Origin of the sequence: Streptomyces sp. RerS4, assembly GCF_023515955.1 — a bacterium.
Taxonomy (GTDB): Bacteria; Actinomycetota; Actinomycetes; order Streptomycetales; family Streptomycetaceae; genus Streptomyces.
Window position 1 is genome coordinate 4077099 of the sequence record NZ_CP097322.1, and the last position, 14543, is coordinate 4091641.

General features: G+C 73.4%; 13 protein-coding genes and 1 pseudogene. 8 read left to right on the forward strand and 6 right to left on the reverse strand.

Features of this window, described 5'->3' with window-relative positions; translation table 11 throughout:
* Positions 1-756, reverse strand: a complete 756-nt coding sequence (locus M4D82_RS18925) for an SIS domain-containing protein (RefSeq protein ID WP_249767170.1) — start codon at positions 754-756, stop codon at positions 1-3.
* Positions 757-1010: 254 nt separating this feature from the next.
* Between M4D82_RS18925 and M4D82_RS18930 the strand changes: the two genes are divergently transcribed.
* From M4D82_RS18930 to M4D82_RS34335, 4 genes and pseudogenes are all read left to right on the forward strand, one after another.
* Positions 1011-1703, forward strand: a complete 693-nt coding sequence (locus M4D82_RS18930; protein ID WP_249767171.1) for an iron-dependent transcriptional repressor DtxR — start codon at positions 1011-1013, stop codon at positions 1701-1703.
* Positions 1704-1997: 294 nt separating this feature from the next.
* Positions 1998-2870 carry an alpha/beta fold hydrolase gene (locus M4D82_RS18935; RefSeq protein ID WP_249767172.1) on the forward strand — a complete coding sequence of 291 codons (873 nt, stop codon included), beginning with the start codon at positions 1998-2000 and terminating at the stop codon, positions 2868-2870.
* Between the two features lie 255 nt (positions 2871-3125).
* Positions 3126-3788: pseudogene (locus tag M4D82_RS34330) on the forward strand (serine/threonine-protein kinase); the annotation flags it as partial.
* A gap of 940 nt (positions 3789-4728) precedes the next feature.
* Positions 4729-4974 carry a ricin-type beta-trefoil lectin domain protein gene (locus tag M4D82_RS34335; RefSeq protein ID WP_349637077.1) on the forward strand — a complete coding sequence of 82 codons (246 nt, stop codon included), beginning with the start codon at positions 4729-4731 and terminating at the stop codon, positions 4972-4974.
* 10 nt (positions 4975-4984) lie between these two features.
* Here M4D82_RS34335 and M4D82_RS18945 read toward each other — a convergent pair whose 3' ends face one another.
* Positions 4985-5929, reverse strand: a complete 945-nt coding sequence (locus tag M4D82_RS18945; RefSeq protein ID WP_249767174.1) for an NADP-dependent oxidoreductase — start codon at positions 5927-5929, stop codon at positions 4985-4987.
* A gap of 135 nt (positions 5930-6064) precedes the next feature.
* On the opposite strand from M4D82_RS18945, the gene M4D82_RS18950 reads away from it, so the two are divergent.
* Entirely contained in the window at positions 6065-7021 is a 957-nt protein-coding gene (locus tag M4D82_RS18950; RefSeq protein ID WP_249767175.1) for a GlxA family transcriptional regulator, read from the forward strand.
* A 238-nt stretch (positions 7022-7259) separates the two neighbouring features.
* On the forward strand, positions 7260-7430 hold the full coding sequence (locus M4D82_RS18955; RefSeq protein WP_249767176.1) for a hypothetical protein: 171 nt from the start codon (positions 7260-7262) through the stop codon (positions 7428-7430).
* A gap of 83 nt (positions 7431-7513) precedes the next feature.
* Here the strand turns inward: M4D82_RS18955 and M4D82_RS18960 are convergent, their stop codons facing one another.
* Positions 7514-8509, reverse strand: coding sequence for a helix-turn-helix transcriptional regulator (locus M4D82_RS18960; protein WP_249767177.1), 996 nt, complete (start codon positions 8507-8509; stop codon positions 7514-7516).
* Positions 8510-8662: 153 nt separating this feature from the next.
* Between M4D82_RS18960 and M4D82_RS18965 the strand changes: the two genes are divergently transcribed.
* Together M4D82_RS18965 and M4D82_RS18970 are read left to right on the forward strand one after the other, a co-directional pair.
* Positions 8663-9028, forward strand: a complete 366-nt coding sequence (locus M4D82_RS18965; protein ID WP_249767178.1) for a hypothetical protein — start codon at positions 8663-8665, stop codon at positions 9026-9028.
* Between the two features lie 384 nt (positions 9029-9412).
* Positions 9413-11044, forward strand: coding sequence for a CHAP domain-containing protein (locus M4D82_RS18970; protein ID WP_249767179.1), 1632 nt, complete (start codon positions 9413-9415; stop codon positions 11042-11044).
* 119 nt (positions 11045-11163) lie between these two features.
* Here M4D82_RS18970 and M4D82_RS18975 read toward each other — a convergent pair whose 3' ends face one another.
* The 3 genes from M4D82_RS18975 to M4D82_RS18985 form a co-directional block, all read right to left on the reverse strand.
* Positions 11164-12807 (reverse strand): transporter, encoded by a 1644-nt coding sequence (locus M4D82_RS18975; RefSeq protein ID WP_249767180.1) that lies wholly within the window; start codon positions 12805-12807, stop codon positions 11164-11166.
* Positions 12804-13643 (reverse strand): ABC transporter ATP-binding protein, encoded by an 840-nt coding sequence (locus M4D82_RS18980; RefSeq protein ID WP_249767181.1) that lies wholly within the window; start codon positions 13641-13643, stop codon positions 12804-12806. The genes M4D82_RS18975 and M4D82_RS18980 overlap by 4 nt, the downstream gene beginning before the upstream one ends.
* Positions 13644-13785: 142 nt before the next feature.
* Positions 13786-14466, reverse strand: a complete 681-nt coding sequence (locus tag M4D82_RS18985) for a bifunctional DNA primase/polymerase (protein WP_249767182.1) — start codon at positions 14464-14466, stop codon at positions 13786-13788.
* Positions 14467-14543: the final 77 nt, after the last annotated feature.

Below are 14543 nucleotides of genomic sequence, written 5' to 3' on the forward strand. Positions count from 1 at the left end.
TCAGTGCCGGAAGAAGATCCGGTCGCCGTACTCCTGCATCACGCGGCCGTTCCACTCGTGGCCGCCGTCGACGTTGCCCGAGCGCAGCAGCGGCGGCTCCATGCCGCGCGCGGCGAGTTCGCCGGCGGCCGCCGCCATGACCGCCTGCATGATCGCGCTGGTGACCACGGTGGAGGCGGGGGCGAACGGGGCGTCGATGCCGTCCGCCGTCAGCTCGGCGTCCCCGACCGCGATCTTGCTGTCGAGGACGATGTCGCAGTGGTCCTTCAGATAGGTGCCCGACACGTGCCGCGAGCGCGTTTCCGTCGCGTACGCCACCGACGTCACACCGATCACCTTGAGACCGATGGCACGGGCGTTCATGGCCATCTCCACCGGAAGCGCGTTGCGCCCCGAGAGGGAGATGATCACCAGGACGTCCCCGTCGGACGCGGGACTGCTGTCGAGGACCGCTCCGGCCAGACCGTCGACCCGCTCAAGGGCGCTGCCCAACGTCGCCGGCATGACGTCGATGCCGGCGGTGCCCGGGACGGCGAGGAAGTTCATCAGCGCGAGTCCACCGGCCCGGTAGACCACGTCCTGGGCGGGCAGCGAGGAGTGCCCGGCGCCGAACGCGAAGAGCCGGTTCCCCGAGGCGACGGCCTCCGCGATGACCGTCCCGGCCTCGGCGATCCGCGCGCCCTCCTCGTCGCGGACCCGCTCCAGCAGGCCGATGGCGGCGTCGAAGAACTGCCCGGCCAGCTTGCTCTCGCTCATACGCCGTAGGCCCTTCCAGGTGCGGTGCGGTGGATGCGTCGTCGGTGTCCGCCGCTCACCGTGCGGTCTGGACCAAGGGCGTGTCAATACGGACGTCAATCCCCGGGCCCGCGCCCCCGCGACCTGCCCGGACCCTCCCGGGTCGGGGGAGGGGGGATGTCCCGTACATGCCTTGACGCCCGGCGCGGGACGGTTGTCGGCCCGATGCGTCAGAATTGGGGGCAGGGCCAGCGCACGCAATCCGAGGGGCACGAATGTCCGGACTGATCGACACCACGGAGATGTACCTCCGCACCATTCTGGAGCTGGAAGAGGAAGGTGTGGTCCCCATGCGCGCCCGGATCGCCGAGCGGCTCGACCAGAGCGGCCCGACGGTCAGCCAGACCGTCGCGCGCATGGAGCGCGACGGCCTGGTGGCGGTCGCCAGTGACCGACACCTGGAGCTGACCGACGAGGGCCGCAAGCTGGCCACGCGCGTCATGCGCAAGCACCGACTCGCGGAGTGCCTGCTCGTCGACGTGATCGGCCTGGAGTGGGAGCAGGTGCACGCCGAGGCCTGCCGCTGGGAGCACGTGATGAGCGAGGCGGTGGAGCGGCGTGTGCTGGAGCTGCTGCGCCACCCGACCGAGTCGCCCTACGGGAACCCGATCCCGGGCCTGGAGGAGCTGGGTGAGAAGGCCGAGTCCGACCCGTTCCTGGAGGACGGCATGGTCAGCCTGTCCGAGCTGGACCCGGGCACCGAGGGCAAGACGGTGATCGTCCGGCGGATCGGGGAGCCGATCCAGACCGACGCCCAGCTGATGTACACGCTGCGCCGGGCGGGCGTACAGCCCGGTTCGGTGGTCAGCGTGACGGAGTCCCCGGGCGGGGTGCTCGTCGGCAGCGGTGGTGAGGCGGCGGAGCTGGACGCGGACATCGCCTCGCACGTGTTCGTCGCCAAGCGCTGACCCCGTACCGGTACCCGTAGTCCTACCCGTCCCCCTCGTGGAAGCGGAAGGTCCCGGCGCCTCGCGGCGCCGGGACCCGTCCTCCCCTGGCTGACCCGGAGCCCCGAGCTCTCAAGGTCATCCCCTTCGGACCGTCTTCCCCGAGCGGCCCGCCTCCCTGCTGGAAGGATCTCCATCGGCAGCGGCGGCCAATCCTTGAGCAAGGTCACTCGAAAGAGCGGTGTTGTCGGCGAGACGCCCGTTTTCGAATACGGGTTCGATAGTCTGGCCGGGAGCGAAGGGGGTGCATCCGCGGTGGTACGACGCATCGATGTGACGGGGGCCGACGGCCTCCGCTTGGCCGCCTGGGAGTTCCGCGAACCGTCCGAGGAGCCCCGGATCCCCGGCGTTCTGTTACTCCACGGCCTGATGGGCCGCGCCCTCCACTGGGCCGGTACCGCGCACTGGCTCGGCGAGCACCGCAGGGTCTTCGCGCTCGACCAGCGCGGGCACGGCCACAGCGACCGCCCCGAGCCCGGCCCGGAGGCGGCGACCCCGCTCGGCCGCGAGGCCTTCGTGGCCGACGCGGAGGCCGCCGTCGAGCAGCTCGGCCTCGCCCCCGTGGTCCTCGTCGGCCACTCCATGGGCGCCCTCACCGCCTGGCAGCTCGCCGCCCGCCGCCCCGACCTCGTCCAGGCCCTGGTGATCTGTGACATGAGGGCCTCGGCCCTGGGCGCGGCCTCCCAAGCGGAATGGGAGGAATGGTTCCTCCGCTGGCCCCTGCCCTTCCCCACCCAGGACGCCGCCCGCCGCTGGTTCGGCGAGGACGATCCCCGGGTGGAGCGCCCCGATCCGGGTCGCGGCGCCTTCTTCGCCGAGGTCATGCACCAGGCGCAGGACGGCTGGCGTCCGCTGTTCTCCCGCCGCCAGATGCTGACCGTCCGCGAGACCTGGGTCCACGACGCCCACTGGGAGGAGCTGGCCCAGGTCCGCTGCCCCACCCTCGTGGTCCGGGGGCTGGACGGCGAGTTGGGCCGCGCGGAGGCCCAGGAGATGGTCCGCGTCCTGCCGGCCGGCCAGTACGCCGAGATCCCCGACGCCGGCCACTACCTCCACTACGACCAGCCGACCGCCTGGCGCGCGGTCCTCGAACCGTTCCTGGAGGCCGTCACGGTCGGCGCCCACTGATCGGCCACGCCACCTCGCGCCATCGACGGCGGCCAAGTCCCCGCACCCGGGCAGACGTTGCCCTTTCCGGGTGATCGGGTACTTTGCTGCGACGAGAAGGTGCGACCACCAACCGATCCAACCGATTCAACCGATTCCGATTCTGACGAGGCTGACGTGTTAGAGCTCACGGGGAGCGGGGCCGAGCCGCTGGAGGCGGAGGATCCGCGCCGGGTAGGACCGATCCCGCTGGCGGGCCGGCTCGGAGCGGGCGGCATGGGACGGGTGTACCTCGGCGTCCACGAGGGCCGGTACGTGGCCGTCAAACAGCTGCTGGCCTCCGTCGTCGGCGAGGACGCCGACTTCCTGCGCCGCTTCGGGCACGAACTCGACAACCTCGCCCGGCTGCCCGCCGAGGCCACCGCGCCGCTGCTCGGCAGCGACCGCGCCGCGCGCCCGCCGTGGTTCGCCACCGCGTACGTCCCCGGGCTCACCCTGCGCCAGGCGGTGGAGCTGAACGGCGGCCCGCTGCCCGCGCCGGCGCTGTGGCTGCTGCTGCGCGAGGCGGCCAAGAGCCTCACGGCCGTCCACGCCCTGGACATGGTGCACCGCGACCTGAAGCCGTCCAACGTGATGCTGACCTCCGACGGGCTCACCCTCATCGACTTCGGCGTGGCGCGGGCCGCCGAGCAGAGCCAGTTGACCCGCACCGGCATGGTCGTCGGCACGCCCGCCTACATGGCCCCCGAACAGGCCTCGGGCCGCCGCCCGCTGAGCGGCGCGACCGACGTGTTCGCGCTGGGTTCCGTCCTCGCGTACGCGGCCTGCGGCCGGCCGCCGTTCGGCGAGGAGTCGGGGCACGGGGTGCTGTACCGCATCGTGCACGAGGAGCCCGATCTGGAGCCGCTGCGGGCGCTCGACGCGGAGCTCGCCGAGGTCGTCGAGAGCTGCCTCGCCAAGGAGCCGCAGGACCGGCCGACCGCCGCCGAGCTTCTCGAACGCGCCGGTCGCCAGGGTCCGTTCGCCGCCCCCCTGTGGCCCAAGCTCATATCCGAGCGGCTGGCCGAGCGGGCCGCGTTCGCCGCGAACGTCCGGGACATCGACGTCCCGACGCTGCCGATGGGCGGCGCGGCCGACGCGGACGCGGACCCGGAGCGGGAGCGGGAGCCGAAGGAGGAGGCGGGGAAGGAGCCGGAGAAGGCGCCGGCGCCGGAGCTCGGGCCCGCGGCGGTCGGGGCGCGGGAGCGGCCTCCGAAGCGGCGCGAGCGGAGCCGCCGTACGCGGATCCTGCTGGCCGTCGTCCCCGTCGTCGTGGTCGCCGGCGGCACCACCCTCGTCGTGCAGAACGTGCCGTTCAACAGCCCGCACAAGGTCGAGGCGGGGGCCGGCCCGTCCGCCTCCGCCCCCGCGCAGGCCGCCCCGCCTCCGGCGGCGGCCTCCGGCGGCCCCTCGGCCTCCGGCAGCCCTCGGGGTCGCCCTCCGCCTCGCCGTCCGACGCCCAGGGGCAGGCGCAGGGCCAGGCGCAGGGCCAGGCGCAGGGCCAGGGCAGCCCCGGGGACGTCGGCGGCGCCCAGAACCCGGCCGTCGGAGGGCGGGCAACGGCCCCGCGCCCGGCCAGAACCCCGGGCCGGGCCCCGGCGGGCAGAACGCGGCCGGTGGCAACGGCACCCCGGGCGGCGGCAGCGGTTCGCCGTCCGGCGGCGGCAACCCGACCCCGCCCCCGCCCACGGCCGCCCCGCCGAAGCCGCCCGCCCCGCCGTCGCGTCCCACCTCCGGCACGCACACCTACCGCAACGGCGACAACAACGAGTGCATCACCCAGGTCTACGGCTCCTCCGACCACGGCTCCTGCTCGGACGGGTCCGCCCGCTGGACCGCGATGCCCACCTCCGGCGGCGGCTTCCAGCTGAAGAACCAACAGTCCGGTGGCTGCCTGTACTCCAACGGCCTCGGCCATGCGGTCTTCGTCGGCGACTGCGCCCAGGGCAGCTCCCGGGTGTGGCGTTGGGGTTCGGACGGCAGTCTGCGCAGTGACTACGGCGGCGGCTGCCTGGACCTGCCGATGGCGGGCGGCCTGGTGACGGCGACCTGCGCCGGCGAGGCCTCCCAGCGCTGGACGACGTAGCGGCCCGCCGTCAGTCGGCGACGGTCAGGACGATCTTGCCGGTCGTGCGGCGGCTGTCGGACAGTTCGTGGGCCTTGTCCGCCCGCTCCAGCGGCAGGACCGTGTCGATCTCGGAGCGCAGCAGTCCGGCCCCGGCCAGCGCCGCGATCTCCCGCATGCCCGTCGAGTCGGCCTCCACCGCCATGAACGCCGCTCGCAGTCCGAGCGGGCGCGCCCGCTCCGCGAGGTGGGCCTCGGCGGGGGAGGCGAGGGCGACCAGGATCCCGCCGGGGCGCAGGGCGCGCAGCGAGCGGGGGCCGTACTCCCCGCCGACGGCGTCGAGGACGACGTCCACCGGCGCGGTCGCCGTCTCGAAGTCGACCCGCGTGTAGTCGATGACCTCGTCCGCGCCCAGCGCGCGCAGCAGGTCGTGCTTGGCGGCGCGGGCGGTGCCGATGACGTGGGCGCCGCGCGCCTTGGCGATCTGCACGGCGAGGTGTCCGACGCCGCCGGCCGCCGCGTGGATCAACACCCGCTGTCCGGGCCGCACGTCGGCGGTGTCGACGAGCGCCTGCCAGGCGGTGAGCGCGGCCAGCGGCAGGGCCGCCGCCTGGACGTGGCCCAGCGCGGCCGGCTTGCGGACCAGGTGGCGGGCGGGGGAGGTGACGTACTCGGCGTACGTGCCGGCCGGGAGGGGGTGGCGCGGCATGCCGAACACCTCGTCACCGGGGGCGAGGGTGGTGACGCCGAGGCCGACGGCCTCGACCACCCCGGACAGGTCCCAGCCGAGCCGGATGACCTCGCCGGCGAGGCCACCGGTGGCCCGGTGCCAGGAGTCCGTCGGGTTCACGGCGGTCGCGTGGACCCGTACGAGGACCTCGGCCACGCCGGGCTCCGGGCGCTCGGCCTCGACGACCTTCAGCACCTCGGGACCGCCGAAGCGGTCCTGGCCGATCGCACGCATGGTGTTCTTCATGGGTGGTTCCCCCCGTTCCGCAGGCCCCGGTGGCTCCGGTGGCCCTGACGAGAGCCAAGATTTCCGCATGCCGGGCCGGGCAACGAGTGGCCGGAATGCCACCATGGGAAAGGATCTTGCCAGTAGGGTCCTGCCATGCATCGCGTCGTCGTCCTGGCCCTCGAAGGCGTCTATCCCTTCGAGATGAGCATCCCCGCGAAGATCTTCGGAACGGCCGCCGGGCCAGCCGGCGAGCCGCTCTACGAGATCCTCACCTGCAGCCTCGACGGCGGCCCGGTGACCACGAGCGCCGACTTCACGGTCGGCGTCGCCCACGACAGAGAGGTCCTGCGGACGGCGGACACGCTCGTCATCCCGCCGTTCACCTGCGGCCCCGACGACGACCACGACTGGCTGCCCGCCGACCTGGCCGCCGCCCTGGACCTGGTGCCGCCGACCTCCCGGATCGTGTCGATCTGCACCGCCTCCTACGTCCTGGCCGCCGCCGGGCTGCTCGACGGGCGGCGTGCCACGACCCACTGGAACGAGGCCGCCCACTTCCAGCGGGCGTTCCCCCGGGTCGAGGTCGACCCGAAGGTGCTGTTCGTCGACGACGACCGGGTGTTGACGGCGGCGGGGGTCGCCGCCGGCGTCGACCTGTGCCTGCACCTGCTGCGCCGCGACCACGGCAGTGAGGTCGCCAACCGGGTGGCGAAGCTGTGCGTGGTCCCACCGTGGCGTGCCGGCGGGCAGGCCCAGTACATCGAGAGCCCGATGCCGGAGCCGGAGGCCGCCACGACGGCGGCGACCCGTGCCTGGGCGCTGGAACGGCTCCACCGGCCGCTGTCGCTGGCGGAGTTGGCGGAGCACGCCCGGATGAGCGTACGGACCTTCTGCCGGCGTTTCGGCGAGGAGGTGGGCATGCCGCCCGGCCAGTGGCTGGCGCAGCGGCGCGTGGACCACGCGCGCCGGCTGCTGGAGACGACGGAGCTCCCGGTCGACGAGGTCGCCGCCCACGCGGGCTTCGGCACGGCCGTCTCCCTACGCCAACACCTGTCGTCCACCCTCGGCGTCTCCCCGACCACCTACCGCCGAGCCTTCCGCACCCCCTGACGCTCCGCTGCGGTGAGGTGGGGGGGTTCGGGGGGCGTCGGGGACGGAAGGGGCCAGGGACGTTTTCGGCCAGGGGGAAAGGGTTCCACCCCCGCTGAGCAGCGACGAGGCTATGGATCACCGCCAAGGGCCACGGAGTTCGCGTCACCGCGGGACGCGCTTCCGGCCAGGCCCTCGACCTCGCTCGCGACGTCGCCTCGCCCTCGCTCTCGCCCTCGCCCTCGCAAAGGACCCTCCCATGCTGCGCGCCCGTCTCCTCCAGGCCGCCGCGGTCGCCGCCCTCGCGCTCGCCGCCCTCCTCCCGGCCGTCGCCGGTGAGGCCACCGCCGCCGGCGACGACACCCGCGTCACCGCGACCACCGCCTGGGAGACCGCCCCGGTCGGGAAGTTCACCACCGCCTGGGAGTAGGGGGTGTCTTTCGGATCGGGCCGGGCTCGCCGTGGCCGGCACCCTCTGACCCCCGCCCCGAAAGCCGAGGGCAGGGCAGGGCGTTACGGTGTACCGGGGAGCCAGCCGTGCTGCACCGCGCGGACGCCGAACTCGAAGCGGCTGGCCGCGTTCAGGCGTTCCATCAGCCCGTTCGCGAGGCGGCGGGCCGTACGCGGGGACACCGCGAGACGCTTGGCGATGGCCTCGTCGGTCAGGCCCTGCGCCAGCAGCCGGATCACCGTGGCCTCCTGCGCCGTCAGCGCGCTCTCGTCGCGCTCCTGCGCGACGCCGAGGGGCCGGGCGCCCGACCACACGTTCTCGAAGAGCGCGCACAGCGCCGTCAGCGTGCCGTTCCCGGTCAGGATCACCGCGCCGGCCGCGCTGTCGTCGCTGCTGACCGGGATGACCGCCGTGGACCGGTCGAAGATCATCAGCCGGGTCGGCAGGTCCGGGGAGGTCCGTACCTCCCCGCCCAGTTCGGACAACCACGTCGCGTACGCGACGGTGGTCTGGCTGTTGCGCACGCTGTCCTGGAACAGGGAACGCATCCGGATGCCCCGGTTGAGCAGCGCCAGATCGCTCGGCTTGGACGCCTCCAGGGTCTGCGGCTGGTGACCGCCGCCCGGGGCGAAGGTCATCAGCTCGGTCTGGGCCCCGCGCGCCAGGCCGGTGATCCGGTTGCGGATCTCGTCCAGGCCGACGAGCTGCTCGACGCCGGGACTGGCCGTCGTCGGCGTCAGGTCCGCGAACTCGGCGATGAGCTGGGCCGCGGCCGCGCGCGAGGCCTCGATGCGCAGCTGTTGCGCCGCGAGTTCGGCCTGTTGGCGGGCCATGAGGATTTCCATGCCGACCTCGGGCGAGACGGCGCGCAGCTCGCCGGCCTGCTCGTAGGACGGCCGGATCAGGGACAGTTCGCTGAGGGTGTCGAGGGCGCGTCGGACGTCGGCCTCGGCCATGCCGAGGCGGGCGGCGAGGGCTTTGACCCCCTCGCGCGGGTGGGCGAGCATGGCTCGGTAGACGGCCTCGGTGGTCGCGTCGAGGCCAAGTGTGGCTAGCACAGCGGTTCCCCCCGTGTGAGCCTTTTGGATCAAGGTGACCGCATCATCGCACGCGGTGACCGGGTGAACCAGCGCGTGGACGCTTCCGGCCACGGCCCGAACTGTCCAGATTGATCGCTTCGGGCCAGGCGGTCCAGCGGTCAGAGTGGGCCCATGCATCTCGTTCACGTCACCGTCCGCACCTGCTCCTTCGGGGCGCAACTCCCATCGGAGGCGCCCGGGTTGATCTTCGACCTCGCCGAATCGGACGAGGACGGTCCGGTCGAGCACGTGACGGCGCATCCGCACGCGCTGCCCGACCCCGTCGTCGGGGTGTACGTCCTGGCCGACAGCCTCGCCGAGGCGGAGCGGCGTACGGAGGCCCTCTGCCGGCGCGCGTTCCAGGACGTACGGGCCCTGCGCGACTGGCGCGTCACCCGCGTCGGCGTGCCCCTCCTCACGCCCTACTACGAGCAGCTCCTGCACTCCTCTTCCGGGCTCGCCGGCCGGATTGGGCCAGGGCCGTTTCCGTCCACCTGAAAGCCCTTCCACCCCGTCTGAGCTGCGACGAAGCTGGGCGACGTCGGAAGGGGAAACCCCGACCGGCGCCACCGGACGAAGCGTCACCGCGGGACGCGAGACCGGATCACCGTCCCGCTCCGTCCCGCCCGAAGGGTCCTCCCATGCAGCGCACCCGATCCGCCCAGGCCGCCGCGGTCACCGCCGACACCACCGCCTGGGAGTAGCCGCCTCGCGGCCCCCGCCGGCCCCGAGCACCGCTCGCCCCCCCCCGCATCACCCTCGCGGGCGCCCCCTCCGCCGGACCCGACAGCCGCTCCCGACAGGGCAGCCGCCCCCCCCAGCCGCGGCCGGGCGTCACCCGCGGTCCCACGAACTTCCCTTCACGCCCTCTGGAGCCTCGCCATGTCCCGCCTCAAGACCATCACCCTGCGCTTCGCCACCACCACGGCCGTCGCCGCGACCGCCTTCACGATGGTCACCGCGACCCCCGCCGCCGCGGACTCCCTCGGCGACGCCATCGCCAACACGGCCCGGGGTGAGATCGGCAACGGCGCCTGCGCCCACGGTGGTTACGTGGGCGGCCCCAATCAGAACAGCAGCTGCGTCAACGGCCGCACCGCCCACGCCTGGTGCGCCGACTTCGCCGGCTGGGTCTGGAACCGCAACGGCGTCAAGAACCTGGGCACCCTCACCGACGCGGCGCTGTCCTTCTACACCTACGGCGAGAAGTACGGCACCCTCTCCTCCACCCCGCACGTGGGCGACGCCGTCGTCTTCAACTACGGCGGCAGCTACGCCGACGACCACGTGGCCCTCGTGACCGGCTTCGACGGCACCAACGTCACCTTCACCGGCGGCAACCAGGGCGGCGGCGCCGGCAGCGTCACCACCAACCGCACCAGCAGCTGGCGCGTGGGCCAGATCCCGTGGGGCAGCCAGCGCATCAGCGGCTACATCTCGCCCGCCGGCAGCAACGCCCCCTCCTACCCGAACCCGGCCTCGCTGCCCGCCGGCACGCTCGTGAAGTCGCCGAGCGGCCCCGCGGTCAAGGTGATGATCCAAGGCGCCGGCGTTCCGGTCGCCGCCTCCGACGTCACCCCGGGCAGGTACGACCTGAGCAAGATCGTGACGGTCGACGACGCGGCCTTCCGCTCCCTGGCGAGCGCCCCGCCCGCCGGTACGGTCGTCCACGACCAGGCCGGCGGCGCCGACCGCTACGTGGTGATCGACGGCGCCGCGCTGAAGATCGGCGCCGCCGACTGGACGGCCGGCGGGTACAACATCCGCCCCGACATGGGCGTCCCGTCCGCCTGGTTGAACGAGGCCAAGCAGCGCGACATCGCCTCCGGCCTCGTCGTGATGGACCAGACCGGCAAGGACCCGGCCCGCTACGTCGTCGTGGACGGCGCGGCGCTGCACATCTCCGCCGCCGAGTGGACGGCCGACAAGTACAACGAGCGGATGCTGTTGGGCGTTCCCGGCGAGTGGCTGAAGGCGGCCGCCGCCAAGACCCCGGGCAACGGCACCGTCGTCATGAACCAGAACGAGCAGGACCCCGCCCGCTACGTGATGGTCAACGGCTCGGCCCTGCACATCTCGGCCGCCGAATGGACGGCGAACGGCTACGACAAGAGGTCCCTGATGGGCGTCCCGGGCTCGTGGCTCGCCTCCTCCGTGGCGAAGCCGATCGCCGACGGCACCATCGTGAAGGACGCCTCCGGCGCCGACGCGAGCGTCTTCGTCACCGCCGGCGGCAAGGCCGTCCCGCTGACCCACGCCGACTTCACCGGCCTCGGCTACGACAAGCGTCCGCTGGAGCTCGTTCCCGGCGCCTGGCTGACCACGGCGAAGGGCAAGGCGGCCCCGGCCGACGGGACGATGCTCGTCTCCCCGGGCGACAACACCGTCTGGGAGGTCGTCGCCGGCAGGAAGCGGGCCATGACGGCCGAGGAGTTCGGCGAGGGCAAGCGCAGCTTCGACGACGTGGTCTCCGTCCCGGCCGCCTTCACGGCCGCCCTGCCGAACGCGGTCTGACCCCGGGCACCCCGGGCAACGGACCAGTGCCCGCGAAAGGGCCGGCCCCCACTCCCTCCACGGGAGCGGGGGCCGGCCCCGGGTCGTTTCGCGGCGGCCTCGCCGGAAGGCTCAGCGGCTCAGCCCTTGCTGACCGCCAGCAGGATCTCCGGGAGCTTGCGGACCACCGTCGGCGCCGCCAGGCGCAGCCCCGCCCAGGCCGCCAGCACGCCCCACACGACGCCCACCGGCAGCACGATCCAGCGCAGCCCCGCGAGCCCGTCCGCCCCGCTCAGCCACACCGTCAGCGCGATCACCGGCGAACTGATCACCGCCGAGCACGCCATCCCGAGGAAGATGCCCGCCCACGCGAGGCCGGCCTGCCCCGGGGCCACGTTCTTGAACGCGCCCTCCGTCGGGATCGAGTACGGGAACCGCGCCGACGCGAGCGCCCCCGTGCACACCATGGAGCCCAGCAGGGCCAGCCCCAGCCCCAGCGCGGACGGGAAGGCGCCCCAGTCGCCGACCAGGACGGCCGTCACCACCGTGACGAGCAGCGTGTACGGGACCGTGACCAGGGCCAGCGCGTAGGCGCGGGCGAGGAGTTCCCCGTACGCCTCCCGCCGCGTCGAGATGGTCTGCGCGACCATCCAGAACGCCGAGGTGTCCTGGCCGAACTGGTTGTACATCTGCATGCCGAGCATGCCCGCGCCGAAGCACGCCAGGTACAGCGAGCCGTTGCCCTGGAGGGCGTTGAAGACGGGGATGATCAGGCCGAGCGCCAGCGACGTCACCGTGGCCGACTTCGTCTTCGGGTCCCGCACCATGTACCGCAGCGTCCGTTGGATCACCGCGCCCGTACGACCCGCCGGCAGCAGCTTCCACGCACCGCCCGTGCCCCGGTCCTCGCGCGGCGCGGCGGCGGCGATCGTCGAGCCGTCCGGGGAGACCATCAGGCGCGTCAGGCTCCGCTCCCAGAACCACAGCAGTCCGGCCAGGGCGGCCAGCGTCAGCGCGAGCTGGGCCGCCGCGATCCCGTACGCGCCCTCGCTCGCCGAGTCGACCATCCCGACGGCCGTCGCCGGCGGCACCCACCGCAGCACCGCCTCCGCCGGCTCCAGCCGGTCGAGACCGCCCGTCTCGAACAGGCGCTGGCTCGCGAAGTTCGCCAGCTGCGCGCCGACCGCGATCAGCAGACCGCTGAGCAGCGCGAGGTCGCGCCCCTTGCGGCTCGTCAGCAGCCGTACGTTGGCCGTGGCCACGGCCCGTGCCAGCGCCACACAGCCCAGGAGCAGCAACGGAGCGCCCACCACGGCCGCGACCACGCCCGCCGCGCCCCGCGCGACGGCCGCCACCGAGCCGATGGCCAGGCACAGCGTGAACAGCGGGCCGATCCCGACCAGCGAGGAGGCCAGCAGGGCCCGTACGAGCGGACGCGGGTGCAGCGGCAGCATGACGAGCCGGCTCGGGTCGAGCGTCTCGTCGCCGGTGGGGAAGAACAGCGGCATCACGCTCCAGCCGAGTGCCAGGATCGCCGCGAGCAGGACGACGACCGTGCCCGCGTGGGTGTGCCCGTGCAGCAGGGCCAGGCCCAGCGTGGCGAACACGCTGACGACGAGCGAGAAGACCAGACTGCCGATCCAGGCCGCCTTCCGCTTGGAGGAGCCCTTCAGCCCGTTGCGCATCAGCGACAGCTTCAGCCGGACGAAGAGCGGCGCCAGCGCCACCTGCGGCGACGCGGCCGTCCGCCGACCCGTCGTGACCTCGGTCGCGGTGGCGCTCATCGGGCGCCGCCCAGCCAGTCGAGGGAACCGCCGTCGGCCCGGTCCCGGGCGCCGACGAGTTCCAGGAACGCGGACTGGAGGGAGGGCGCGGAGCCCCGTACGTCGGCCAGCGGGCCGGCGGCGCGGATCTGGCCGGCGGCCATGACGGCCACCCAGTCGCACAGCGACTCCACCAGCTCCATCACGTGCGAGGAGAACACGACGGTCGCCCCGGAGGCGGTGTAACGTTCCAGCACCCCGCGGATGGTCTGCGCCGACACCGGGTCGACGCCCTCGAACGGCTCGTCCAGGAACAGCACTTCGGGGTTGTGCAGCAGGGCCGCCGCCAGGCCGATCTTCTTGCGCATGCCGGTGGAGTAGTCGACGACCAGCTTGTGCTGCGAGCCCGCCAGGTCCAGCACGTCCAGCAGCTGCGTGGCCCGCTGGTCGGTCTCCTCACCGGGCAGCCCGCGCAACCGGCCTATGTAGCCGAGGAGTTCGCGCCCGGAGAGGCGCTCGAACATGCGCAGCCCCTCGGGCAGGACGCCGATGCGCCGCTTCACCTCGACCGGGTCGGCCCACACGTCGTGCCCGGCGACGAGCACGCGGCCCATGTCCGGGCGCAGCAGGCCGGTCACCATCGACAGCGTGGTGGTCTTGCCGGCGCCGTTCGGGCCGACGAGCCCGATGAACCTGCCGGCCGGCAGCTCCAAGTCGATTCCCCCGACGGCGATCTGCTCGCCGAACCGCTTCCAGAGGCCCTCCACGCGTACGGCGGCGGGCGGCGCGGATCGCGCGCCACCCGCCGTGCCCGTACCGTCCGCCGCCCCGCTCGCCGCATAACCCTGGTCCGGCATGCGCCTGCCTTTCGTTCCCGTTCCCCGTGGTCGTACGTTCCTCACCATAGGTGCCGGGGTGTGGGCGGCAGTAGTTACGTATGTCATGAATCCCCAGGTGAGCGGCGGCGCAGGCCGGCCGGGGGAGGTGTCGGGGAGGGCGTCAGGCCTTGCGGCGGCCGCGGGCCGCCGCCGCCTCGCTGCCGCACGCGTACGCGAGGGCGTCGATCAGCTCCTCCGTGTCCGGCAGCCAGCGGTTCGCCGGCGTGGGCTTGCGGGCCCACTGCACCGGCCCCCGGCCGCCGAAGCGGGTCGGCGGGGCGGCCACGTACTCGCCCTCACCGCGCGCGGCCAGATCGATCTGCGACGGCGACCACCCCGACTTGCGCACCAGGTCGGCCATCTTGACCCCGGCGCCCGGCAGCACGAAGAACAGCATCCGGTGGTCGGGCGTCAGCATCACCGGGCCGAGCGTGCGCTGCATCCGCTCCAGCCGCGCCAGCGCCAGGAACCCGGCCGAATCCGGGACGTCCAGCGCGTCGAAGGTCCGCCCCGTCGGCAGCAGGATCGAGGCCTGCGGGTGCTTCCCCCAGATCCGCCGCACCCCGACGGCGCTGCCCGACGCCAGCGACGCCCAGTCCTTCACCGCCGGGTGCGCCCCCGGGGCGGGACAGTCCACCACCCCGCAGGAGCACAACTCCCGGCCGTCGCCGGGCTCCAGCCACGTACCGGCGAAGACGTCCCAATGCCGTTCTTCCACATACCGCACGGCATGGTCCAGCAACTGCTCGCCTCGCTGCTGGGGGATGGGCGCGGTCTCCGTGACTCCGATGGTCTCTTCCACGTCCTTCACAACTCTCGCGCCCACCGGGGGTTACGGGCGTAAACCAGCCGGTGGGCGGTGCATCGATCCTGCATACG

Bases quoted from the DNA above. Each gene is read 5' to 3' on its own strand.
- M4D82_RS18925 (WP_249767170.1), bottom strand. From the start codon at position 756: ATGAGCGAGAGCAAGCTGGCCGGGCAGTTCTTCGACGCCGCCATCGGC.
- M4D82_RS18930 (WP_249767171.1), top strand. From the start codon at position 1,011: ATGTCCGGACTGATCGACACCACGGAGATGTACCTCCGCACCATTCTG.
- M4D82_RS34335 (WP_349637077.1), top strand. From the start codon at position 4,729: ATGCCCACCTCCGGCGGCGGCTTCCAGCTGAAGAACCAACAGTCCGGT.
- M4D82_RS18945 (WP_249767174.1), bottom strand. From the start codon at position 5,929: ATGAAGAACACCATGCGTGCGATCGGCCAGGACCGCTTCGGCGGTCCC.
- M4D82_RS18950 (WP_249767175.1), top strand. From the start codon at position 6,065: ATGCATCGCGTCGTCGTCCTGGCCCTCGAAGGCGTCTATCCCTTCGAG.
- M4D82_RS18955 (WP_249767176.1), top strand. From the start codon at position 7,260: ATGCTGCGCGCCCGTCTCCTCCAGGCCGCCGCGGTCGCCGCCCTCGCG.
- M4D82_RS18965 (WP_249767178.1), top strand. From the start codon at position 8,663: ATGCATCTCGTTCACGTCACCGTCCGCACCTGCTCCTTCGGGGCGCAA.
- M4D82_RS18970 (WP_249767179.1), top strand. From the start codon at position 9,413: ATGTCCCGCCTCAAGACCATCACCCTGCGCTTCGCCACCACCACGGCC.
- M4D82_RS18975 (WP_249767180.1), bottom strand. From the start codon at position 12,807: ATGAGCGCCACCGCGACCGAGGTCACGACGGGTCGGCGGACGGCCGCG.
- M4D82_RS18980 (WP_249767181.1), bottom strand. From the start codon at position 13,643: ATGCCGGACCAGGGTTATGCGGCGAGCGGGGCGGCGGACGGTACGGGC.